Origin of the sequence: Rheinheimera sp., from assembly GCF_965283995.1 — a bacterium.
Lineage (GTDB): Bacteria > Pseudomonadota > Gammaproteobacteria > Enterobacterales > Alteromonadaceae > Pararheinheimera.
Genome location: NZ_CBDIQG010000001.1, coordinates 3,272,751 through 3,293,382, shown reverse-complemented (window position 1 = coordinate 3,293,382; position 20,632 = coordinate 3,272,751). Strand labels below are relative to the sequence as shown.

21 protein-coding genes are annotated in these 20,632 nt (G+C 54.8%); 14 read left to right on the top strand and 7 right to left on the bottom strand.

The genetic code is table 11. From position 1 onward, the window contains the following. Positions 1-46: 46 nt before the first annotated feature. The 6 genes from mtnB to ACQ66Q_RS14670 all read left to right on the top strand — a co-directional run bounded on the left by mtnB (position 47) and on the right by ACQ66Q_RS14670 (position 7,946). Positions 47-667 carry a methylthioribulose 1-phosphate dehydratase gene (gene mtnB / locus ACQ66Q_RS14695; protein ID WP_430457489.1) on the top strand — a complete coding sequence of 207 codons (621 nt, stop codon included), beginning with the start codon at positions 47-49 and terminating at the stop codon, positions 665-667. 238 nt (positions 668-905) lie between these two features. Then, positions 906-2,150 carry an efflux RND transporter periplasmic adaptor subunit gene (locus ACQ66Q_RS14690; RefSeq protein WP_430457488.1) on the top strand — a complete coding sequence of 415 codons (1,245 nt, stop codon included), beginning with the start codon at positions 906-908 and terminating at the stop codon, positions 2,148-2,150. Between the two features lie 38 nt (positions 2,151-2,188). Continuing rightward, positions 2,189-2,887 carry an ABC transporter ATP-binding protein gene (locus tag ACQ66Q_RS14685; protein ID WP_377248953.1) on the top strand — a complete coding sequence of 233 codons (699 nt, stop codon included), beginning with the start codon at positions 2,189-2,191 and terminating at the stop codon, positions 2,885-2,887. Beyond that, positions 2,884-5,325 (top strand): FtsX-like permease family protein, encoded by a 2,442-nt coding sequence (locus ACQ66Q_RS14680; protein ID WP_430457487.1) that lies wholly within the window; start codon positions 2,884-2,886, stop codon positions 5,323-5,325. The genes ACQ66Q_RS14685 and ACQ66Q_RS14680 overlap by 4 nt, the downstream gene beginning before the upstream one ends. A 51-nt stretch (positions 5,326-5,376) precedes the next feature. Then, positions 5,377-6,726, top strand: coding sequence for a sigma-54-dependent transcriptional regulator (locus ACQ66Q_RS14675; protein ID WP_430457486.1), 1,350 nt, complete (start codon positions 5,377-5,379; stop codon positions 6,724-6,726). Continuing rightward, entirely contained in the window at positions 6,726-7,946 is a 1,221-nt protein-coding gene (locus tag ACQ66Q_RS14670) for an ATP-binding protein (RefSeq protein ID WP_430457485.1), read from the top strand. Before ACQ66Q_RS14675 ends, ACQ66Q_RS14670 begins: the two co-directional genes overlap by 1 nt. Here the strand turns inward: ACQ66Q_RS14670 and ACQ66Q_RS14665 are convergent. Continuing rightward, a complete protein-coding gene (locus ACQ66Q_RS14665; RefSeq protein WP_430457484.1) occupies positions 7,943-9,235 on the bottom strand; it encodes an NCS2 family permease in 1,293 nt (430 codons plus the stop codon). The genes ACQ66Q_RS14670 and ACQ66Q_RS14665 overlap by 4 nt on opposite strands. Before the next feature lie 69 nt (positions 9,236-9,304). Here ACQ66Q_RS14665 and ACQ66Q_RS14660 point away from each other — a divergent pair, with 69 nt between their 5' ends. The 6 genes from ACQ66Q_RS14660 (at position 9,305) to ACQ66Q_RS14635 (ending at position 13,437) form a co-directional block, all read left to right on the top strand. Next, positions 9,305-10,249 (top strand): glutaminase, encoded by a 945-nt coding sequence (locus ACQ66Q_RS14660; RefSeq protein WP_430457483.1) that lies wholly within the window; start codon positions 9,305-9,307, stop codon positions 10,247-10,249. A gap of 155 nt (positions 10,250-10,404) precedes the next feature. Next, entirely contained in the window at positions 10,405-11,283 is an 879-nt protein-coding gene (locus ACQ66Q_RS14655; RefSeq protein WP_377248971.1) for a LysR substrate-binding domain-containing protein, read from the top strand. A gap of 113 nt (positions 11,284-11,396) precedes the next feature. After that, complete coding sequence (locus tag ACQ66Q_RS14650; protein ID WP_377248975.1) at positions 11,397-11,849, top strand: hypothetical protein; 453 nt, start codon at positions 11,397-11,399, stop codon at positions 11,847-11,849. Positions 11,850-11,879: 30 nt separating this feature from the next. Beyond that, the gene (locus tag ACQ66Q_RS14645; protein ID WP_377248978.1) at positions 11,880-12,080 is read left to right on the top strand and encodes a hypothetical protein; all 201 of its coding nucleotides are present in this window, start codon (positions 11,880-11,882) and stop codon (positions 12,078-12,080) included. A 158-nt stretch (positions 12,081-12,238) separates the two neighbouring features. Continuing rightward, positions 12,239-12,661, top strand: a complete 423-nt coding sequence (locus tag ACQ66Q_RS14640) for a DUF3010 family protein (RefSeq protein WP_430457482.1) — start codon at positions 12,239-12,241, stop codon at positions 12,659-12,661. 101 nt (positions 12,662-12,762) lie between these two features. Continuing rightward, positions 12,763-13,437 (top strand): polysaccharide deacetylase family protein, encoded by a 675-nt coding sequence (locus tag ACQ66Q_RS14635; protein WP_430457481.1) that lies wholly within the window; start codon positions 12,763-12,765, stop codon positions 13,435-13,437. 15 nt (positions 13,438-13,452) lie between these two features. Here ACQ66Q_RS14635 and ACQ66Q_RS14630 read toward each other — a convergent pair whose 3' ends face one another. From ACQ66Q_RS14630 to ACQ66Q_RS14620, 3 genes are all read right to left on the bottom strand, one after another. Beyond that, positions 13,453-14,085 (bottom strand): flavin reductase family protein, encoded by a 633-nt coding sequence (locus ACQ66Q_RS14630; protein ID WP_430457480.1) that lies wholly within the window; start codon positions 14,083-14,085, stop codon positions 13,453-13,455. Beyond that, on the bottom strand, positions 14,082-15,527 hold the full coding sequence (locus ACQ66Q_RS14625; RefSeq protein WP_430457479.1) for an alanine/glycine:cation symporter family protein: 1,446 nt from the start codon (positions 15,525-15,527) through the stop codon (positions 14,082-14,084). Before ACQ66Q_RS14625 ends, ACQ66Q_RS14630 begins: the two co-directional genes overlap by 4 nt. Before the next feature lie 130 nt (positions 15,528-15,657). Beyond that, positions 15,658-16,104: an SRPBCC family protein gene (locus tag ACQ66Q_RS14620; RefSeq protein WP_430457478.1), complete on the bottom strand. Its 447-nt coding sequence runs from the start codon at positions 16,102-16,104 to the stop codon at positions 15,658-15,660. A gap of 214 nt (positions 16,105-16,318) precedes the next feature. Here ACQ66Q_RS14620 and ACQ66Q_RS14615 point away from each other — a divergent pair, with 214 nt between their 5' ends. After that, positions 16,319-17,566, top strand: a complete 1,248-nt coding sequence (locus tag ACQ66Q_RS14615) for an alkaline phosphatase family protein (protein WP_430457477.1) — start codon at positions 16,319-16,321, stop codon at positions 17,564-17,566. A gap of 5 nt (positions 17,567-17,571) precedes the next feature. Here ACQ66Q_RS14615 and gloA2 read toward each other — a convergent pair whose 3' ends face one another. Together gloA2 and ACQ66Q_RS14605 are read right to left on the bottom strand one after the other, a co-directional pair. Continuing rightward, on the bottom strand, positions 17,572-17,958 hold the full coding sequence (gene gloA2 / locus ACQ66Q_RS14610; protein WP_430457476.1) for an SMU1112c/YaeR family gloxylase I-like metalloprotein: 387 nt from the start codon (positions 17,956-17,958) through the stop codon (positions 17,572-17,574). A 9-nt stretch (positions 17,959-17,967) separates the two neighbouring features. Beyond that, positions 17,968-19,155 carry a dipeptidase gene (locus ACQ66Q_RS14605; RefSeq protein ID WP_430457475.1) on the bottom strand — a complete coding sequence of 396 codons (1,188 nt, stop codon included), beginning with the start codon at positions 19,153-19,155 and terminating at the stop codon, positions 17,968-17,970. A gap of 245 nt (positions 19,156-19,400) precedes the next feature. Between ACQ66Q_RS14605 and ACQ66Q_RS14600 the strand changes: the two genes are divergently transcribed. Further along, positions 19,401-19,712 (top strand): hypothetical protein, encoded by a 312-nt coding sequence (locus ACQ66Q_RS14600; protein ID WP_430457474.1) that lies wholly within the window; start codon positions 19,401-19,403, stop codon positions 19,710-19,712. Positions 19,713-19,782: 70 nt separating this feature from the next. Here the strand turns inward: ACQ66Q_RS14600 and ACQ66Q_RS14595 are convergent, their stop codons facing one another. After that, positions 19,783-20,568 (bottom strand): arylamine N-acetyltransferase family protein, encoded by a 786-nt coding sequence (locus ACQ66Q_RS14595; RefSeq protein WP_430457473.1) that lies wholly within the window; start codon positions 20,566-20,568, stop codon positions 19,783-19,785. Positions 20,569-20,632: the final 64 nt, after the last annotated feature.

Below are 20,632 nucleotides of genomic sequence, written 5' to 3'. Positions count from 1 at the left end.
CATTCCAGACAGTTTCACGTATAGACGTCTAAACATAAAGATGAACATGACAGCCAGCCTCCAACTGAACCCTTATGCTATCCAGCTCTGTACTATCGGCCGCTGGATCGCGCAAAAAAACTGGCTGCCGGCCACCGGCGGCAATTTGTCGATCCGCGCATCTGAGCACAGCTGCTTACTGACCGGCCAGAAAGACAATCATGAATTCAGTCCGCAGGATCTGCGTAATGTCAGTTGGGCCGATGGCGATTTGCGCTGTAGTGGCGCGCCGGCGGCAGAAACTGCGTTGCATGTGGCGTTTTACCAGTTATTTCCACAGTGCAAAGCAGTGTTGCATTCGCACTCACTAAGCAGCACCGTTTTTTCCCGGCTGATCCGCGCCGACGGTTATCCGATCAGCGGTTATGAGATGCAAAAAGGCATTGCAGGTTGCAGCGACGCAGACGAAGCGCTGCAGCTGGTGATCCTGGATAATGCACCTGAAGTCACGCAACTGGCGGCGCAATTACGCCAACGCGCCGGTGAACTGCATTCTGCAGTACTGGTTCGGGGCCATGGCCTATACGTCTGGGGCGATACACTGGAACAGGCCAAGCGCCATCTGGAAAGCTGGGAGTTTTTGATCGCCTGCGAATTGGAACGGCTGAAAATCGCCGGCGGCGTCTGACGCGGGTCTGGTTGTGGCGCCACCGGCTTGGCCGGTCGCGTCCGCCAGCATTGTTATAAAACCTGCCTCCGTTACCTGCTCTCAGTGCTATTTCGCGTGCGATTTCGCACATCGCTCCGTTTCAGGTGTGAAATCGCACGCCAGCAAAACACATAAGATATTGTATTTAAACAAATTAAAACTTGGCATAGCTTTTCCATAATCCATCGCACAGCATTATTGTTTCGGACCTTGTGTGATGGATATTCAGCTCGACCCACCTGCCCGCTGGCGGCGCTGGTTGCCTTCAGTCCTCGGGCTCATCATTCTGGCCTTCCTGATAGCTTTATTGCTGCGTCCAATCAGTCCGGTTCTCAGCGCCGGCAGTACACCAAATAGCGCGGTTCAGTTTGGCGATTTGCAGCTATTCAGTGAAGCTCTGGGGACACTGCAATCCGCAGAACAACGCCTATTGACCGCCGAAGTTGGTGCTACTGTCGTCGCGATTTTGCAGCAACCGGGCGCCACACTGACGCCGGACAGCCCAGTATTGCAACTCGATAATCCACAACTAAAACTTCAGGTGCAAAGCGCCAGGCATCAGGTCGCCAAACAACAAAGTGCCTTGCAGGCGTTTGCGGCAACACAGCAACATCAGCTGCTCAGTCAGCAGGCAGAAGTCGTCAGGCTGGAAACTGAAGTGGCGGCCAGCGCGCTGGAGTTTCGTCTGCATCAGGAGCTGGCAGAGAAAGGCATCGCTGCACGGGTCGAGCTGCGCCGGGCCGAATTCCGTCTGCAACAGCAACAACAACTGCTGGCGCTGGAGCAACAAAAAATCATTCAGTTACGTCAGCAGCAACAGGCTGAGCTGGCACAACAACAGCTGACTCTGCAACAACATCAGGAAGAATTGCAGTTGTTGATCCAGCAACAACAACAGTTGACGGTCACCGCCGGTATGCATGGCATGCTGCAGCAGCTGGATGTTGAATTGGGCCAGAGTGTGGCTCAAGGTCAGGCGCTAGCGCGGATTGGCAGCCAGCAGTTGCTCAAAGCGCAAATTCAACTGGACCACCGGGACGCCGACAAAGTTACAGTCGGCACTGAAGTGTTGCTGCAAACGGTCGCTGGCAACATCCGTGGCGAACTGAGCCGCATCGAGGCCATAGTGCAGGAAGGCACAGTCAATGCTGAAGTGCGGCTGCCGGCCAGTCTGCCGGCACAGCTACGACCAGCGCAGCATGTTCAGGCCAAAGTCCGGCTTGGCGAGCGCAAGAACGTCGCCTATATCCGCCAGTTGCCGGGCTTAACGCCGCATCAGACCCACCGGGTTTTTCTGCAACCGGCCAACACAGATCAACACCGCGCTTTTGCCCGCGAGCTGACCTTTGGTGCGCTCAGCAACGGCTTTTTGATCATTGAACAAGGCGCCAGCGGCGGCGAAGTGCTATGGGCACCGGATCCGGCACGCTGGCCTCAGCCCGAAATCAACACCGGCGCCTGATGCCGGCATCCCAGATTCTGTACAAGGAGAAAAAACAAATGACAGATTTACTAATTGAAGCACGCGCTATATGCAAAAGTTTCCGCCAGGGCGAAGTGGCGGCTCTGGCCATCCAACAACTGGATTTACAGATCCGCCGCGGCGAGTTTGTTGCAATCACCGGGCCTTCGGGCTGCGGTAAATCCACCGTGTTACATTTGCTTGGCCTGCTGGACAGTGCTGACAGCGGTCAGTTAAAACTGGCGGGAATTGACGTCAGCACGCTGAGTATGGACCAGCGTAGCCGCATCCGGAATCAACATATCGGCATCGTATTTCAGGCGTTTCACCTGATTGACCGCCTCAGTGTCTATGACAACGTGGCCTTACCACTGAGACACCGTGGCTGGAAAGAGCAGCAAATCCGGCCGCTGGTGCAACAATGTCTGGCCGACGTAGATGTGGGCCACCGTCAGGACTTTTTCCCGTCGCAACTCTCTGGCGGACAACAACAGCGGGTCGCGATAGCCCGCGCGCTGGTGACGGATCCGGATTTATTGTTACTGGACGAACCCACCGGCAATCTGGACAGTAAAAATGGCGACAGCGTGCTGCAGCTGCTGCAACGGTTGCATCAGCAAGGCCGCAGCATTGTCCTGGTGACACACGACGCCCGTTACGCTCGCTGCGCAAGCCGGCAGATCCAGTTACTCGATGGCCGTCTGCTCAGCGATCAGCAACGCCAGGAGGTGGCATGATGTTGTGCTGGCATGCCGTGAAAGCCGGTTTGTTCCGCTTGTTATTGCAACCCCGCAGCAGCGTTCCTGTCGTGCTCAGTCTTGCACTGACTCTGGCGGCACTGCTGACGGTTGCAGTGCTGTACCGTCAGCTGCATCTGGCGCCTTTGCCGCATATCACCAAACCTGAACAGCTCAGTGTGCATCAGGTCAATTTACAAATGGGCAAAGGCGACAGCTGGCAATGGCCGGCATTGATCAACGATGTCACCTTCGGCCAGGCGCTGCGACAGCTCAAAGCGTATGGCCAGTGGGGGTATTTGCAGCGCAAAGGTCAGCTCGACTGGCAAAATATCGACCGGCAGCGCCTCAGTCAGACCGACAGCTGGCTGGCTGCCGCCGGCACTGCCGAAGTGCTGGGCCTGCCGCTTTTGCTAGGCAAATCCACTACGCTGGCCAATCCGGATGAACTGTGGATCAGCGACGCCTTATGGCAACAACAATTTCAGCGCAACCCGGCCGTCATTGGCCAGGCGCTGACGCTGAAACAGCGCCAATACCGGATTGCCGGTGTACTGGCGACAACAACAGCCTTACCGATGATAGGACCAATTCGCAGCCAGCAGATCTGGCAGTTTTTTCAGCCAGCTGAAACGCTGCAGCAGGAATTCTCGCTGATGTCCGGTACTTTGCTGATTTTACGCAGCCCCAATCGCCAGCAACCAAGTGCTCAGTTTCTGCGTGATTTGCAACTGACGCAGCAACCGCTTACCAGCAAAAAGCTCAGTCATTTTGCCGACCAGTTTGGCCTTGGCATCTATCAACGCGATTATCGCCAGCATCTGCTAGGCAACAGTGCCACCCTGCTGTTGGTCACAGGCGTAGCTGCCGGCCTGATGGTGTTGCTGGCGGTGCTGAATCTGACACAATTGTTGCTGGCGCAATATGCCGGCCGCCAGCACGAATTTGCCGTGGAACAACTATGCGGTAGCTCGGCGACGAAACAACGGCTGCTGCTGGCACTGGAAAATCTGAGCTGGTTGCTGCCGGCGCTGGGATTAGGCCTGTTGTTATGCCACTGGTTGTTACAATGGGTGCCGTTATTAGCCGGCACCGCTTTGCCGATGACTGACAACCTGCAGCTGGCCGGCGCTGATGTCGTTGTTGCGCTGGGCTTGTTACTGGTCCTGCTGACATGGTTCAGCCTGATTTGGCGACCAGGGACTTCTCCGCTACAACAACTTAGCGGCAGCGGCAAAGGTACCCCTCGCCAGCTGGGACGCTGGACAGGCCCGCTGTTGTTATCCGCCCAGCTGGCACTGGCAGTGATACTGGTCGGTTGCAGTGGTTGGCTAGCCTGGCATCAGGCGGGGGAGCTGACCTGGGCCCGTGGTTTTAGTCTGGATCACAGTTATGACCTCAGTGTTCAGCTGCCGCAAGCTCCGAAAGACAGCCGGATCCAGCTCGACCGGCAGGCCTACATGCAATATAACCAACTCCGTCAGGCCACACTGAGTCAGCTGAAACAGCGACTGCAACAACAATGGCCGGACTTGCAGGTGCATCAGGGCCAAGTGCCATTTACCAGCAATATAGTGCGGAATTTCCAGTCGGTGCAGCAACCGGACCTGAAGTTCAGCAGTCTATTGCAACAGACAGAAACCGGACTCTTTGCCACTTATCAGATGCATGTTCTGGCGGGGCAACTGCCGGCAGCGACGGATACCAAAGCAGCGCTGGTGCTGGATGAAGCAGCTGCTCGTTTAATCAGCCCAGCCGACCCGGCCAAAGCCGTCGGACAGCAGCTGACCCTGCAAGGTAAAGCGCTGCCGGTGCTGGCCGTGGTCCGCGACATTAGCAGCAACAAAGGCGAAGGGAATCTACCGCAGCTATATCAACTGGGCCAAACCCTGACAGATGCCCAGACAATCAGTCTGACTTTAAAATTCGCCCGGCCAGAACCAAAGGCCGAATCACAGGTACGCGCACTGCTGCAGGATTTATATCAGGGGCAGGCGCTGCAATGGCAGGATAATCAGCAAGAATGGCTGGACCGGACCGCGCAGTCGCGCCTGTTGCTGTTGCTTCAGCTGCTGTTTTGCCTGAGTAGCCTGGTGCTGGCCCTGTTAGGCTGTGGCGGCCTCAGTCTGCAGCTGGTACGGCAGCAAAGTTATGAGCTGGCGATCCGGTTGGCAACCGGAGCCAGCAAGGGACAACTGCTGTGGTGGCTCAGCCGTCGTCAGCTCGGTGCAGCACTGGTTGGAGCCGCCATTGGCTGCGCCGGCAGCATTCTGCTGTATCAGCAATTACCACGCTGGTTCAGCAGTATTCCGCCACTGCCATGGCTGGCTTTACTGCTGCTGGTATCCTTGTTACTGTGCAGCGTTTTTGTAACCATGTTGTGGCCTGCACAGCAACAATTGCGGCGGGATCCGCTGCAAAGCCTGCGCAGCAGCTAGGCCTGCGGACCAGACCAGCGACATTGGATAGTGGAAAAGCCGGAGTTTTTTATGCAAAGCCCTGCCCGTATTCTGGTAGCAGACGACGATGCCGACATCATTCTGGCGTTGGAGTTATTGTTACAACAAGCCGGTTATCAGGTGCTAACGGCCAGCACACCGGCACAGGTTCTGCAATTTGCCGCCATCAAGCCCGATCTGGTCCTGCTGGATATGAATTTTTGCAGCGACACCACCAGCGGACACGACGGTCTGCAACTACTGCCGGCACTGAAACAACTGGAACTGAGTGTGATCCTGATGACAGCCTGGGCCAGCATTGATTTAGCCGTGCAGGCGATGCAGCAAGGCGCCGACTATTTCCTGCAAAAACCTTGGCATAACAGCACTTTGCTGCAATTGATCGCCGACCGGCTGGAACTGCGCCGGCTGCGGCAACGCCAATGGCAGCAGCAGCAGCTGGCACAGCAGGATCGCAGTGCTTGGGTAGCCAACAGCGAGGTGATGCAACGGTTGGAAAAACAACTAAGCCGTATCGCTGGCAGCGACGCCAATGTGTTGATCCTGGGTGAAAGCGGTGTTGGCAAATCGGCGCTGGCTGCACGGATCCATCAATTGTCAGCGCGCCACAGTGGCGCCTTTGTCAGCGTCAATATGGCAGCGATCCCGCAGCAGTTATTCGAAGCTGAGTTGTTTGGCCACGAAAAAGGTGCTTTTACCGATGCAAAGCACAAACGCACCGGACGTTTTGCGCTGGCCGATGGTGGCACTTTGTTTCTGGATGAAATTGGTTGTTTGCCGGCTGAGCTGCAACCAAAGTTATTGCGGGTGCTGGAAACCGGCTGGTTTGAACCGGTCGGTGCCAGCAAAAGTCAGCGCAGTGATGCGCGGATCATCAGTGCGACCAACAGCGAACTAAGCAACGACCAATTCAGGTCGGATTTATTGTTCCGGCTGAATACCCTGGTCATAGAGATCCCGCCATTGCGCGCACGGCCACAAGATATTCCGGCGCTGGTCCAGCAGCTGTTGCCGGCATTGTGCCGCAAACACCACAGGCCGCAGCTGCAACTGAGTCCATCAGCCTGGCAACAACTGCAGGATTACGCCTGGCCCGGCAACGTCCGCGAACTGCAGCATGTCCTTGAACGCGCAGTCGTGCTGGCTGAACAGACCGAATTACACAGCAGCGATTTGGCCCTGCAACCGTCACCCCCGCAGCCACCTTCGGACCTGGCCACACCACTGGCACCTATGGGTCTGCCACCTTTTGATTTGCAGTGGCATCAGCAACAACTGATTAATGCCGCGCTGCAGGCAGCCGAAGGTCAGCAGGCGGAAGCAGCGCGTTTGTTGGGGATCAGCCGGTTTGCGCTGGCACGCCGGTTGGAGAAATCCTGATGGCGGCAATGGGTCAGGGGCCGGTATCCGTCTGGTGGGCTTTAGGCTGTGGCTGGGCCTTATGGGCGTCACTGCTTGGACAGTTTTATGGCCACTGGTCGGTGCTGGCATGGCTGACCATGGCCTATTGCAGCGTCTGGCCCATGGCAGGTTGGTCCTGGTGGTTGTGGCGCCGGGCCCGGCAATGGCCACAACATTTATTGCTGGCGATCCAGCAACAGCCGCATCCCGGCCCGCAAGTCGACGCACACTGGCACTGTTTGTGGGAACTGACGCCACAGTTGCAGCAGCCAGGCCTACCGGCAGAACAGGTCTTGACCGCAGTCCTGGGTAGTCTACCGTTTCCTTTGTGCCTGTTTGGTCCGGACCAACAATTACGTTTTGCCAATGACGCCGCACAACAATGCCTGCAGCGCCCTTTATTGGCCGGCAGTACGCTACAGACGCTGGGATTTCAGGGACAAGCGCCGCTACTCAACCATCCAGATCTTCGCTCGGGCTGGCAACAGTTTAGCTTGCGGGTGCAACTGCCAGAGCAAAGTTTTGGCCTGTTTTACGCCCTGGATCTGCGCCATCCACTTTATCAGCAACAACGCCAGAGTCAGCAAAAGCTGGTGCGGGTCCTCAGTCATGAACTACGTAATTCACTGACACCGATGCAGTCGATGACGGAAACGCTGCTGAGTCAGCCGGAACTGCCGCAAACGACCACCCGTCAGGTACTCAGTCGGATCCAGGCCCGTAGTCAGCGCCTGTTGGCTTTTCTCGACGGTTATCTGCAACAGCAGCAACTGCCGGCTGCCCATCCCGTCTGGTTTGCTCTACCCCAGTTGGTGGATGAATTGAGTCAGAGTCTGCAACTATCGCTGGACTATCAGGGCGAACCACAATGCTACGCCGACCCACTGCTGTTTCAGCAGCTACTGCAAAATCTGCTACTGAATGCGGCTCAGGCGCAGCAACAAAACGGCAGTTTAGCCGTACTACAACTGCGGTACGGCATTGATGGCCGGCAACAGTGGCTGGAGCTGCGGGACCACGGCTGCGGCATTCAGAACCCGGACAATCTGTTTACCCCTTTTTACACCACCAAAAATGCCGGCCAAGGCGTGGGCCTGCTGTTATGTCAGGATATTTTGGTGCGCCATCACGGCAGCATCCGACTGACCAATCACCCGGATGGCGGTGTTGTTGCCAGTTTGCAGTGGCCGCTGGCCTAACTTAAAAACACAATCTTCAGCACAAACAACGCGGTCAGCAGCCAGATACTCCAGCTGACTTCGCGATGTTTGCCGCACAGCGCTTTGGTCAGCGCGTAGGTGATAAATGCCAGTGCGATGCCATGCGCGATGGAAAACGTCAGGGGTGTCAGCAGCAACACCACAGTGACAGGCGCCGCTTCGGTGATGTCATGCCAGTCGATTTCCTGCAGATTAAACAACATCAGCACCGCGACATAAAAAATCGCGCCAGTGGTGGCATACACCGGCACCATCGCCGCCAGCGGGGCAATAAAAATACAAAGCGCAAATAACAAACCGACCACCACTGCGGTGAGGCCGGTACGCCCACCGGCAGCGACGCCAGCCGCACTTTCGACATAGCTGGTGGTCGTTGACGTGCCAAGTGCTGCACCTGCTACCGCAGCCAGGCTGTCTGCGGCTAAAGCGCCGCCGAGGCGTTCGACATTGCCGTCTTTATCCGCAAGACCGGCTTTTTGCGTCACCGCCAGCAAAGTGCCGGAGTTATCAAAAATATCGACAAACAAAAAGGCGAAAATAACGCTGAGCAGCGCGACATCAAAGGCCGCAGCGATATCCATCTGCAGGAAAGTCGGCGCCAAGGACGGCGGCAACGCCACCAGCCCCTGATAGACCACATCGCCACGCCCCAGCGCCACGGCCGTCATCAGCAGCACGACACCGAGCACAGCGCCATGCCAGCCACGGGCATGGCCGGCGGCAATCAGGAAAAAGCCCAGAATCGATAACAACGGCGTGGCACTGGTTAAATCACCAAGCGTGACCAATGTCGCCGGATGGGCGACGATAATGCCGGCATTTTTCAGCGCGATCATCGCCAGAAAAGCACCAATACCCGTGGCGATACCGAGTTTCAGCGTGCGCGGGATCACATTGATAATCCACTCGCGCACCTTAAACAGGCTCAGCAACAAAAACAGTACACCGGCAATAAACACGGCACCGAGCGCAGTTTGCCAGCTGTGGCCCATGCCGAGCACCACGCCATAGGTGAAAAATGCATTCAGGCCCATGCCCGGCGCCAGCGCGATGGGATAATTGGCTATCAGCCCCATCAAAATCGAACCCACCGCGGCCGCCAGACAGGTCGCGACAAAGACCGCGCCTTTATCCATGCCGGCTTCCGCCAGCATCGCCGGGTTGACAAAAATGATGTAGGCCATCGTGAAGAACGTAGTCAGTCCCGCCACCACTTCGCGGCGCACTGTGGTGCCGTGGGCGGTTAATTTGAAGAATTGTTCCAGCATAGTGATTCCGGCCAGGTGAAAAATGCTTATAGTACACGCTGTTGACGATTTTTATAGTCAGGAGCAACGATGTCTGGCACAGCACCGGCAGTAGATTATCAGGCCATTCTCGACCAAATCTGGTTGGAAGTAGCCCCGCGGCTGGGTGAAGGCAAAGTCGCCAGTTATATCCCGCAACTGGCGACAGTACCGGTGGCGCAATTTGGTATGTCGATATACCGGCTGGACGGGCAAATGTTCAGCATCGGCGCGGCGCAGACGCGTTTTTCCGCCCAATCCGTGACAAAATTATTTGCCCTGGCGCTGGCCTATACCCGGGTTGGCGATAGCATCTGGCAGCGACTTGGCAAAGAACCTTCGGGCACGGCGTTTAATTCGCTGGTTCAACTTGAACTGGAACGTGGCATTCCACGCAATCCGTTTATTAACGCCGGCGCTTTGGTCATCACGGATATTCTCGCCAGCTGTTTTGTCGGCTCTGAAATCGCTTTATTGCAGTTTATCCGTCAGCTCTGTGGCAGTACCGCCCCGGATTTTGACCTCAAGGTGGCAGAATCCGAATTACAAACTGCCCACCGGAATTTTGCGATTGCCCATCTGATTAAAGATTTCGGCAATCTGCACAATTCAGTTTCGGCCGTGGTGCGTAGTTATTGCCGGCAATGTTCCATCACGCTCAGTTGCGAAGAGCTGGCGCGAGCTGCGGCTTTTCTGGCGAATCACGGGACTATGCCTGCCTGTGTGCCCGGTGGCACGCAAATTCTCGATGCCAGTAGCGCCAAGCGCATCAGCGCGGTGATGCTGACATGCGGCACCTACGATGCCGCCGGCGAGTTTGCTTATCGGGTCGGTCTGCCGGCAAAAAGCGGCGTCGGCGGTGGCATTGTTGCTGTGATCCCCGGCGAAGCAGCCGTGGCGGTCTGGTCGCCCGGTTTGGACGCCAGCCATAACTCGGCGCTTGGTACTTATGCGCTGGCGCGGCTGACTGATTTAACGCGACATTCCATTTTCTGAGCCAGATGCCGCACAGAAATGCACCAAGATAGTGCAGCACTGCGCCAGTGTCAGGCATTTAAACCGGAACATAAATCATAACTAGTTGAATTTATTAAACTCACATCATTGCACAGGCCTTGCATTGAAAGCGTTTTCCTTGCGGAGTTTTCAAGATGGCGGTGCATACCCCGTTGCGTGGCCTGCGCTGTTTTTGTGTCGCAGCCGAATGCCTGAGCTTTAAAGACACCGCGCGTCAGTTATATCTGACGCCTTCTGCGGTCAGTCATCAAATCAAACAACTGGAAGAGCAGTTGGGTTTTTCGCTATTTGAGCGCCAGACCCGGGCTGTGGTACTGAGCCGGCAAGGCCAGCAATTTTACCAATCCATCAAGCCGTTACTGCAGGGTATCGAAAGCACTGTGCAGCAATTTTGCCAGCAACAACGCGAGCAAAAAGTCAGCATCACATTGCCGGAATTTTTTGCCAGTGAGTTTTTTGTGCCACGTTTAGTCGGCTGGTCAGAACTGCATCCGGACATTAATTTGCAGCTGGAAACAGTGAAAAGCCGCAGTGATCAGGGCCGCCATACCGATCTGCAGATTGTGCTGGCCAGCAGTAAACCAACCGACAAAACCAGCCATCAGCTGTTTCCGATCAGTTACGTGCCAGCCTGTAACCCGGAATGGTATGAAAAATTGCAGACTGAAGAGCAATCACCGCTGGAGCAAGTGCCGCTGATTGTGCATCAGGCGCGGCCCTGGTGCTGGCATCAATGGGCAGACCAGGCCGGTTTTGATGATTTCCGCCCCAAGCAAATTATTCAGCTCGACAGCATGTTCAGTGTGGCCCGTGCCGCACAACAAGGCTTAGGAGTCGCCCTGATCCCGTTGCCGATCAGTGCAGCCTGGTTCGACAGTGGCAGCCTGGTGCGGTTATACGAAGAAGAACTGCGCACGCGCGACCACTATTACCTGATCCAACACGAAAGTGCCGAACACAGACCTGAAATCAAATTACTGGTGGACTGGGTACTGGAGCGTTTCCAGCTATAGCTGAAAACGGGTCAGGCATCGGCTGCATTTTTCTCGTTTGTCAGCAGCACAGGGACAGCACTACCATTCATCTCAACAGCAGTATCCGCTGCTGTGTGATGGAGGAAAATCTGATGAATACCAAAACTGTAACTTTAATCCGCTCTGCTTTGATCCTTGGCTTATTGACCGCGGCGTTTGCTGGCCAGGCAAGCAGCTACAAAATGGTTCAGCTGAAGGACGACGCACAGCATCAGGCCGACCTTCCGACCGTGCAGGAAATGAAGTTTGATGAAGCGATGAACCGTTGTGTGCAGCTGACCACCACCGCCACTTTGCAGGCCCAGGCCGCCTGTCATCAGGCCGTCACGCACTCGCGATACGCTGCAGGCAATCACGGCAAAGCCAGCCGCACGCTGAAGTCTTACGCCTACAACAACCGTGGCGTACAAAAGCTGAAGCAACAGGACAAAGTTGGCGCTTTAGCTGACTTCCAGATGGCGGTAGAGCTGAATGCCGATGATATTACCCAGCACAATCTGTCGTTGCTGGTCAAACAGCTGAACAATGCCGGGACCGCAGACTAAGTCAACACGACCCGCACGGAGATGGAGGCCATGATGATGAAAGCCAACGATTCAATACTGCCAAGCCACACCAGTAACATGGCGATTGTGTTACGCCAACTGGGGCAGGAGTTGCTGAGCCTGTGGCAATTATGCCGGCATATCGCTGTCAGTCAGTGGGACCCGGAGCAGGAGAGACGCAAACTGGCCTTGCAGATGCGTAAGCGTTCGCACCGACAGCGTCAGCACTGAAATAATTGTGTGATAACCCATCTCTGTCTGTCCGGAGCAGTGTTGTGTAGCACGACCTGCTCCGTTTTTATATCCGCTGAAAGGCGGCGAAAAACTTGGGCCGTCTCAGCGCTCATGGCATAATGGCCGGCTATTGTGTTCAGACAGGCGGATTTACCATGCGGATTTGTGGCGTAGATATTACCGGCAACGATGCCATTTTATGTTTGATGGAATTTAAAGATGGCCTGATGTCGTTACCGGATTGCCGCACAGTGCGGGTACAACTGGTAAAAGATCAGGAGCTGGAAAATATGCGCAAGTTCCAGTTCGCCATGGCCAAGCTGGCTGAAGACTACAAAATCGAAAAATTCATCATTCGCGAACGTGCCCAAAAAGGTAAATTTTCCGGTTCTGCCGTTGGTTTTAAAATCGAAGCAGCGCTGCAGCTGATCCCCACCGTGGATACCGTAATTGCCACCAATGCTGCGATGAAACTGAAACTGGCAGCGAATCCAATCCCGATTGATTTTAAAGAAACTGGCTTAAAAGGTTTTCAGGAAGTGGCTTTTACTACAGCCTATGCCTACCTGATCAACTAGGTCAGGTTACACAACACAGCTGCAGGCTGCACATAGCCTGCAGCGCGGAGGTCCACATGTGGCTGCGGGGGATTTTAATTCATCCCGGCTTTTTGATTCTAATGTTATTGAGCGGCCTGCTGAGCAGCAGTGGCTACTGGCTACATCAGCGCTCCGGAACCAATTCCTTTCAGTGGATTGGTGAATCAGTGGACCGGGTGTCCACGCAAAAACCGATGGTCGCGCTGACCTTTGATGACGGCCCGCGCGGGCCAGTGTCCCGTCGGCTTATGTTGGAGCTGAACCGGCTGAATACCAAAGCGACTTTTTTTCTGGTCGGCCGCCAAATCAAACAATTCCCGCACCTCACCACCGAACTGTGGCGCAGCGGCCATCAGCTGGCCAACCACAGCTTTGCTCATAAAGCGATGGATAGCGGCAATCTATGGCGTTTTTGGCAGGAAGTTCGCGACACGGACTTACTGATCCGTCAAAGTGGCTACACCGGTCCTATTCATTTTCGCGCCCCAATGGGCAAAAAGCGGCTGGCGCTACCTTTAGTGCTGGCGCTGGCGCAAAAGAAACACATTCTGTGGGACGTGAACCCACACGATTACAAAAACACCGCGCCGGAGCTGATGGTCCAAACCGTATTACAAAAAGTGCGGCCCGGCTCTATCGTGTTGCTGCATGACAGGCCCAATACAGTCGCAGCATTGGCCGGTATGGTCGAAGGACTACGCGCCAAAGGCTATCAACTGGTCACCGTCGACCAGCTGCTGGCGCAGCAGCGCTGATCGGCAGACGCAGGTTTAACGTCGCGGCGTGGCCTGATTGGGCCGCGCCAACGTCAGATTATCTTCGTGTTGAGTATGGCAATACCACTGCCCGCCTAACCGCGCCAGCCAGTCAATCTGATCATGTCGTATGCGGCCTTCAGCATTGAGCAAACTATCGTCGATATGCAAACACAGTACTTTGGCCAGGATCAGGTCACAGGCCGGCGCCTCAGCCGGATAAGCGCTTAAGCTGACACATTCACATTCAAAACTGACCAGACTGTGCGCGAGACGTGGCGGTTTCACCATTTGCGCCGGCACAGTGGTTATTTGCAGCGCATCAATTTCACTGACATCCGGTGCATAATCTCCGGCCGTGGCGTTCATCAGCGCTAAATCGGCGGGGCTGACCAAATGCACGACCAACTGCTCGGTCGCGGCAATATTGCGCGCCGTATCTTTCTGCGCACCACCGGCTTTGCGATTGACCGACAACATCAACGTCGGCGGCGCATCACAGACCAACTGGAAAAAGCTAAATGGCGCCAGATTGCTCTGGCCGTTAGCATCGATGGTACTGACCCAGGCGATAGGCCTTGGCACTATGGTGCCGGCGAGCAGCGGATACAGCTCGGCGGCGGTTAAGGTGTTGCAATCGAAGATCATGCTGCCGGCGCCCCTGTTTTCACAGCTGTCTGCACCGCCGCCGTTTTACCGGCGGCGATTTTCTTTAAATACACCTGCAAATCCTGCCGTACTTCCGGCAACAATAAATACAGCGCCAGAATATTCGGCACCGCCATCAGGAAAATCATCGAGTCGATAAAATCAAACACCGCCAGCACATTCGGCACCGCGCCAATCGCCACCACCGAACAAATCAGTACTTTATAAAGCCGGATACTGTGTTTGGTTTCACCAAATAAAAAGCCCCAGCCTTTTTGACCGTAATAAGCCCAGCTGACCACTGTGGAATAGCCGAACAACAGCAGCGCGACCATCAACACCATTGGGAACCAGTCAAAGGCGGTAGCAAAGGCGTAAGAAGAGATCTGTACACCATCCAGACCCGTTTGCAGATAAGCGCCGGTGATCACGATGAGCACAGCAGAAATGGTACAAATCACCACAGTATCGATAAAAGGCTCGAGTAAACCGACAAAACCTTCCGACACCGGGTCATTGGTGCGCGCGGCGGCGTGAGCTATCGGCGAGGAACCGATACCGGCTTCATTGGAATAAGCAGCACGACGGAAACCCTGAATAATCACACCAATCATGCCGCCGTAAGCGGCTTCAGGGGCAAAAGCGCCTTTGAGGATAGTCCAGAGCGCCGCCGGAATTTCAGTGTAATTAAGGCCAATCACCGTCAACGCACCCGCCAAGTAAATGGCGCACATTGCCGGTACCAGTTTTTCAGTGACACGGGCAATGCCTTTGATGCCGCCGATGATGACGAGGCCCACCAGCAGCGCGTAGATAAATCCGAACAACCAGGCATTATCAAAGCCGGTGACGGTTTTGACCTGGGAAAAGCCCTGATTCACATGGACAAAACCGGCTGAGCCAAACACACAGGCCAAGGCAAAAAAGCCGGCCAGCACTTTACCTAAGCGTGGCAAACCATACTTTTCCAGCGCCGCTTTGATGTAATACATCGGGCCACCAGCGACAGTGCCATCCGGCAAAATCTGCCGGTATTTCACCGCCAGCGTACATTCGACAAATTTGGTGGTCATGCCCAAAAAGCCAGCCACAATCATCCAGAAGGTTGCACCGGGCCCGCCGAGCGTAATCGCTACCGCCACCCCGGCGATATTGCCAGTACCTACAGTGCCGCTTAAGGCCGCTGACAATGCCTGAAACTGCGTGATTTCGCCTTTCGCCGCCGGATCGGCATATTTACCGCGCACTACGCGGATGGCATGAGCAAACCCACGGATATTGATAAAACGCAGATAAAAAGTGAAGACGATAGCGCCGGTGATCAGCCACAATACAGTGACCGGGATCGCCACGCCATCGACGTTAAACGAATAAAACACCACGCTTGCCAAAGCGCTGCTGAAAGCCTCAAAGGCCTGCTGGAAGCTAAAGTCGCTGGACATCTGGAAATCTCTGGACGCAAAAACCAGCAGCGTAACATAAAGCGCTTACAGGCGTGATGCCCAAAGCGCATGAGTTATATCTAAAATACGCCGGATAACCAGTAGGTTGCGACAGCACCGAAGATGGCACTTACTCCGCCGGCACTTCTGCTTCCACCAATAGCGCCAGAAGTTGTAGCGACTCCTGCCAGCCCAGGTAACACATTTCAGCGGGGATCTCGGCCGGAATGCCTTCTTGAACTACTTTGAGCTCAGTGCCACAGAGCACTGGTGTCAGGGTGACGCTGGTGACCATCTGGCCGGGCAGATTTGGGTCGTCAAACACGTCGGTATAGCGGATTTGCGCATTGGGCGTCAGCTCAAGATATTCGCCGCCAAAGCTGTGGCTCTGGCCATTGCTGAAGTTGGTGAAGCTCATCTGAAAACGACCGCCTTTCCGCGCATCCAGCGCATGTACCGAGCAGGTGAAACCATGCGGTGGTAACCATTTCGCCAAGGCGTCAGCAGTTAAAAAAGCCCGGTACAGTCGTTCGGCCGGGGCGCGAAACACACGATGTAAAGTTACGGTATGGCTCATCAAAAGTATCCTTTGCGCCAGATTGAGTGCGGGAAACCGCAGAAAAACCAGCTTAGCGCCATCAGGCTGCAGATACCAGCACGCCCGGTGCAGTTAGTCGCTGTCATCGTTTTGTGACCAAAGATTCACCACGTTGCCATCTGCACGGCGCGGCGCTGTCATAAATGCGCTGTAGTCTGCAGTTCCGGAAAGCCCACACTTACCGGAGTCTGTGATGTTGCTGAAGCTGTCTGCCCGTTACTTATGCCTGTCCATGCTGGTCTCAACTTGCTGGCTGCCGGCACAAGCTGCGCCTGCTCCAACTGTGAAAAGCCCCAAAGTAGTGTTGGTCAGTATTGATGGCCTGCGCTGGCAAGAAGTATTTCACGGCGCGGACCCCGAGATCCTGCGCAACAGCCAGTTTATCCGCCATGCCGACCAGTTGGCAGAATTACCCACCAAACCGCAGCAGCTGATGCCTTTTGTCCATCAGACCATTGCCTCACAGGGTATGTTAGTCGGCGACCGCCGCCGCGGCTCAGCGATGCAGGTCAGTAATCCGTGGCATTTTTCTTATCCGGGTTATAACGAGCTGTTAAGCGGCTACCCGGACCCTGCAATCAACAGCAATGGCAAAATCGCCAATCCGAATGTCACAGTGCTGGAATGGCTGAATCAGCAACCGGGCATGGCGCAGCGAGTCGCGGCTTTTGGCTCCTGGGACGTGCTGCCTTTTATCCTGAATACCGAACGCAGTAAATTACCGGTCAACGCTGGTTTTGCGCCAATGAATGAACAAATGGCGGGGCCACTGACGCCGCAGCTGAAGCTGCTGAATCAGCTGCAACGCCAGACCCCAAGCCCCTGGGCTGCGGTGCGGCTCGATGTTTTCACCCAGCAATTTGCACTGGAATATCTGACGCAGAAAAAACCGCGTTTGCTGTACATCGCGTATGGCGAAACCGATGATTTTGCCCACGACGGTCAATATGACCAGTATTTAAAAGCCATTCGCCGCACCGACGGTTTTATTAAAGAGTTATGGCAACAGCTGCAGAGTGACCCGTTTTACGCCGGCCAGACCACGCTACTAATCAGTACGGACCACGGTCGCGGCGACAACGCCAGCAGCTGGCAGCATCATGCCAGCGGCCGGGCTATCGCTGGGTATATGAAAAAACTGAAGAATTTCGGCAATGGCGTCAGTGGCTCTGACCAAATCTGGCTGGCCGCGTTAGGCCCACAAATTCCGGCGCGCGGTTTAGTGCAAACGCAACAGCCGTGGAGCCAAAGTCAGGTTGCCAGCACTGTGGCGGAACTCTTAGGGTATGACTATCAGGCTTATCAATACAAAGCAGCTGCGGCTATTCCGTTGGGTACAGCGGATGAAGCGACGGTTCAGCTGGCTGACCGGCGCATCGTTAACCCAGCAGATGGTGCAGGCAGCGCCCCTCCGCAGGGCTCAGCGCTGACACCGCAGTAAGCGAGCTACAGCCGCTGGTAAATCTCCAGCGGCAAACCGTCCGGGTCCTGAAAAAAGGTAAAGGCAGCGCCGGTATAAGGGTCAATACGCACCGGCTCTGTTGCCACTCCCCGGCTATTGAGCCACACCACTGTCGCCGCAACATCATCGACAACAAAACTGAGATGCCGCAAGCCTTGCGCCTCAGGCCGGCTTGGCCGCTCCGGCGCACCGGGAAAGCTGAACAGCTCGAGCTGCGTACCGTCCGGCAGCTGCAAATCCAGCTTCCAGCTGTCGCGGGCTTCGCGATAATGTTCAGCCAGAATGCGCAGCCCCAGCGTTTCGCAGTAGAACGCTTTCGAGCGCGCATAATCACTGCAAATCAGCGCCACATGGTGCATGCCGCTTAGCATTAGAACTCCTTAAGCCTGACTGGCTGCAGCCACAGCTTCGACCTGCCGCCACACTCGCAGCAAATTACCAGACATGATTTTGACAATATCCGCTTCGCTGTAGCCGCGCTTTAACAAGCCTTCGATCAGATTCGGATACATCGACACATCTTTTAAGCCATCCGGTAAAGAGTCACCGACGCCATCAAAATCAGAACCAATCCCGACATGCTCAATACCAACCAGCTTCACCACATGATCGATATGTTTGATCACCGTATCGACATTGGCAAAAGGATACGGATGCTTTTGCAGATATTCAGCCCGATATGCCTCGTCGTCCTGCGATTTACCAGCAGCTTTGGCAGCAGCTTTAAACTGCAGGCCCCACTGATTGGCCTGACTGATGACAAAAGACGAGCCGAAGTTGATTTGAATCACGCCGCCATTTTTCGCCAGCGCCTGAATCATTTTATCGTCCATATTGCGTTCAAAGCCCGGCACAAAAGCCCGCAACGACGAGTGCGACGCAATCACCGGCGCTTTGGTCAGGCTCAGCACTTTGTAAAATGCCGCATCTGACACATGCGAAATATCGATCATCATGCCGAGTTTATTCATCTCGGCCACCACCTGCTCGCCAAAAGCGCTTAAGCCTTTATGCGGCCGGCGCAGGTCATAACTGGAGTCGGCGATATGGTTGGATTCAGAATGCGCCAGCGTGATGTAACGAATACCACGCTGATAAAAATGCCGTAAGTTTTCCAGTTTGCCATTGATTGGCGTGCCGTTTTCCATGCCCAGTGCTAACGAGATTTTGCCTTGTTTAAACTGCACAGCTAAATCGTCGCTGCGATACGCCATGGCAAATTTATCCGGCGCGCGGCCAACTAAGGCTTCCATCGAATCGATCAGCTGGTTCGCCAGTAACGCGCCACCACCGGTTTTTTCATAAGATGCCGGTATATACACCGACATAAAAGGCGCATTCAGGCCGCCTTTTTTCGCCCGCGGATAATCAAACTCGCCTTTGGCAGTCGCCTGCGTGACGTCTTCCCAATGCTCTTGTAAACGGTACGGGACATCAATATGGGTGTCGATCAGCAGATACTGCTGCGCGATGCGTTGTGCTTCTGCGGCCAGATCGGCGGCTTGTGCGGTATGAGCCTGCAGCGCGAACAAGCTGCAGAGCATGGCTATTTTGCTGAATTTCATCATGTTCCTGCTGTATTTGGATTTATGTTCCGTGTTTGAACCCAGCATAAAGCAATTGCTTTAACCACGGCAGCAACTTTATCGCGTTGCAGCATCCACCAATCGCGGTACTAAACCAGTACTTGTTAAAGTTTGTAACTAACACATCAAAGATTGATTGCAGATTAACCAATCTGGTAAGGTGTTTAGCACACAAGTTCGCATATTGCAGCGCCACTGATTTCAGCGCAAATAACGGAGAAAGACCCATGTATAAAATGATCATTGCGCTAAGCCTCGGTGCCCTGTTGGCCGGTTGTGGCAGCACCAACAACGCCACTTCGACGAACCTCAGCAAAACCAATATCGTCAAAGCCAACGATATTGAGAAAAAACAAGGCGCAGCGCCGGACGGTACGGCAGAAAAAGCCGGTTTTATCTGCAAAACTGAACGTCCACTCGGAACCCGGTTTGGCAAAAAATCCTGCCGTACTCCACAACAAATTGAAGCTGATCGACAAGCGGCCAAAGAAGCGTTGCCACGCCACCGTGAATGCGGTGCCGGTTCGATTTGTAACTAAACAGTCCGCGCTTAAAATACAAAAACCGCAGTTTTCGCTGCGGTTTTTTGTTGCGATGAGACCCACAGTTTTAGCGTTGCAAACCAAATTCCTGCAACAACACTGCATCCAGCTCGTCTTCTGCCACTGCCCTGCTTTGCGTGATCCCCGCCTGACTGTGTTTCAGTTCCCGACCAACCAACATGGTTCGGCCTTGGGCATGCTGACGGATCAACAGCAGCTTTTGCACAAAGACCGTATCCGGATGCGTCGAATTCAGATAATTGGCCGGCATAAAATCAATCCACTCGGCCGGATGTAAATCAAAACCAAACTGGCTGACCCAATTGCCGTCGACCTGCGCCTGCATCACATAGTCGCCTGGTGTCGGCGTTAGCAGACGGAACTGGTCAAAATCCTGCTGCTGCGGCAGATTGACCTGCGACAACGCCAGTGGCGCGCGCATGCCATAACTGCCAAAACCTAAATCACACAGATAACGTTCGGTACCGATGGTGACGATCAACGCCATATGGGTTTTTGGCCGGCGCATTGGGTAAAACATCGGCCGGCAAGCGACAAAAAAATACGGAATTTGCAGCGCTGTCAGCGCCATCGCAAATAAGCCATTCAGTTCGTAACAATATCCACCGCGTTTTGCCAGGCCGTCGCTGCCCAAGATTTTGCTGACAATATCTTCCGGCACCAGCGAGACAACTTTACCCGCCTGCACATCCAGATTCTCAAAGGTGATGCTGCGCAGCTGTGCCTGCATCATGCGCTGCAGTGCCGCAGCATCAAAGTCAGTCGCTGTTGGTGTGTGGTCAAGGCCAATGCGGCGGGCATATAAATCGAGGTTAAAATTAGCGGCGTACATCACAATCTCCCATGCCGGCGGCAAAGCGCCGATTGTCGCTGATTTCGCAGCCGCCTGCCAAGCC

Bases quoted from the DNA above. Each gene is read 5' to 3' on its own strand.
- ACQ66Q_RS14630 (WP_430457480.1), bottom strand. From the start codon at position 14,085: ATGATCTTCGATTGCAACACCTTAACCGCCGCCGAGCTGTATCCGCTG.
- ACQ66Q_RS14670 (WP_430457485.1), top strand. From the start codon at position 6,726: ATGGCGGCAATGGGTCAGGGGCCGGTATCCGTCTGGTGGGCTTTAGGC.
- gloA2 (WP_430457476.1), bottom strand. From the start codon at position 17,958: ATGCTAAGCGGCATGCACCATGTGGCGCTGATTTGCAGTGATTATGCG.
- ACQ66Q_RS14600 (WP_430457474.1), top strand. From the start codon at position 19,401: ATGTATAAAATGATCATTGCGCTAAGCCTCGGTGCCCTGTTGGCCGGT.
- ACQ66Q_RS14595 (WP_430457473.1), bottom strand. From the start codon at position 20,568: ATGTACGCCGCTAATTTTAACCTCGATTTATATGCCCGCCGCATTGGC.
- ACQ66Q_RS14645 (WP_377248978.1), top strand. From the start codon at position 11,880: ATGATGATGAAAGCCAACGATTCAATACTGCCAAGCCACACCAGTAAC.
- ACQ66Q_RS14680 (WP_430457487.1), top strand. From the start codon at position 2,884: ATGATGTTGTGCTGGCATGCCGTGAAAGCCGGTTTGTTCCGCTTGTTA.
- ACQ66Q_RS14635 (WP_430457481.1), top strand. From the start codon at position 12,763: ATGTTATTGAGCGGCCTGCTGAGCAGCAGTGGCTACTGGCTACATCAG.
- ACQ66Q_RS14665 (WP_430457484.1), bottom strand. From the start codon at position 9,235: ATGCTGGAACAATTCTTCAAATTAACCGCCCACGGCACCACAGTGCGC.
- ACQ66Q_RS14615 (WP_430457477.1), top strand. From the start codon at position 16,319: ATGTTGCTGAAGCTGTCTGCCCGTTACTTATGCCTGTCCATGCTGGTC.
- ACQ66Q_RS14605 (WP_430457475.1), bottom strand. From the start codon at position 19,155: ATGATGAAATTCAGCAAAATAGCCATGCTCTGCAGCTTGTTCGCGCTG.
- mtnB (WP_430457489.1), top strand. From the start codon at position 47: ATGACAGCCAGCCTCCAACTGAACCCTTATGCTATCCAGCTCTGTACT.
- ACQ66Q_RS14625 (WP_430457479.1), bottom strand. From the start codon at position 15,527: ATGTCCAGCGACTTTAGCTTCCAGCAGGCCTTTGAGGCTTTCAGCAGC.
- ACQ66Q_RS14685 (WP_377248953.1), top strand. From the start codon at position 2,189: ATGACAGATTTACTAATTGAAGCACGCGCTATATGCAAAAGTTTCCGC.
- ACQ66Q_RS14655 (WP_377248971.1), top strand. From the start codon at position 10,405: ATGGCGGTGCATACCCCGTTGCGTGGCCTGCGCTGTTTTTGTGTCGCA.
- ACQ66Q_RS14650 (WP_377248975.1), top strand. From the start codon at position 11,397: ATGAATACCAAAACTGTAACTTTAATCCGCTCTGCTTTGATCCTTGGC.
- ACQ66Q_RS14675 (WP_430457486.1), top strand. From the start codon at position 5,377: ATGCAAAGCCCTGCCCGTATTCTGGTAGCAGACGACGATGCCGACATC.
- ACQ66Q_RS14620 (WP_430457478.1), bottom strand. From the start codon at position 16,104: ATGAGCCATACCGTAACTTTACATCGTGTGTTTCGCGCCCCGGCCGAA.
- ACQ66Q_RS14660 (WP_430457483.1), top strand. From the start codon at position 9,305: ATGTCTGGCACAGCACCGGCAGTAGATTATCAGGCCATTCTCGACCAA.
- ACQ66Q_RS14640 (WP_430457482.1), top strand. From the start codon at position 12,239: ATGCGGATTTGTGGCGTAGATATTACCGGCAACGATGCCATTTTATGT.
- ACQ66Q_RS14690 (WP_430457488.1), top strand. From the start codon at position 906: ATGGATATTCAGCTCGACCCACCTGCCCGCTGGCGGCGCTGGTTGCCT.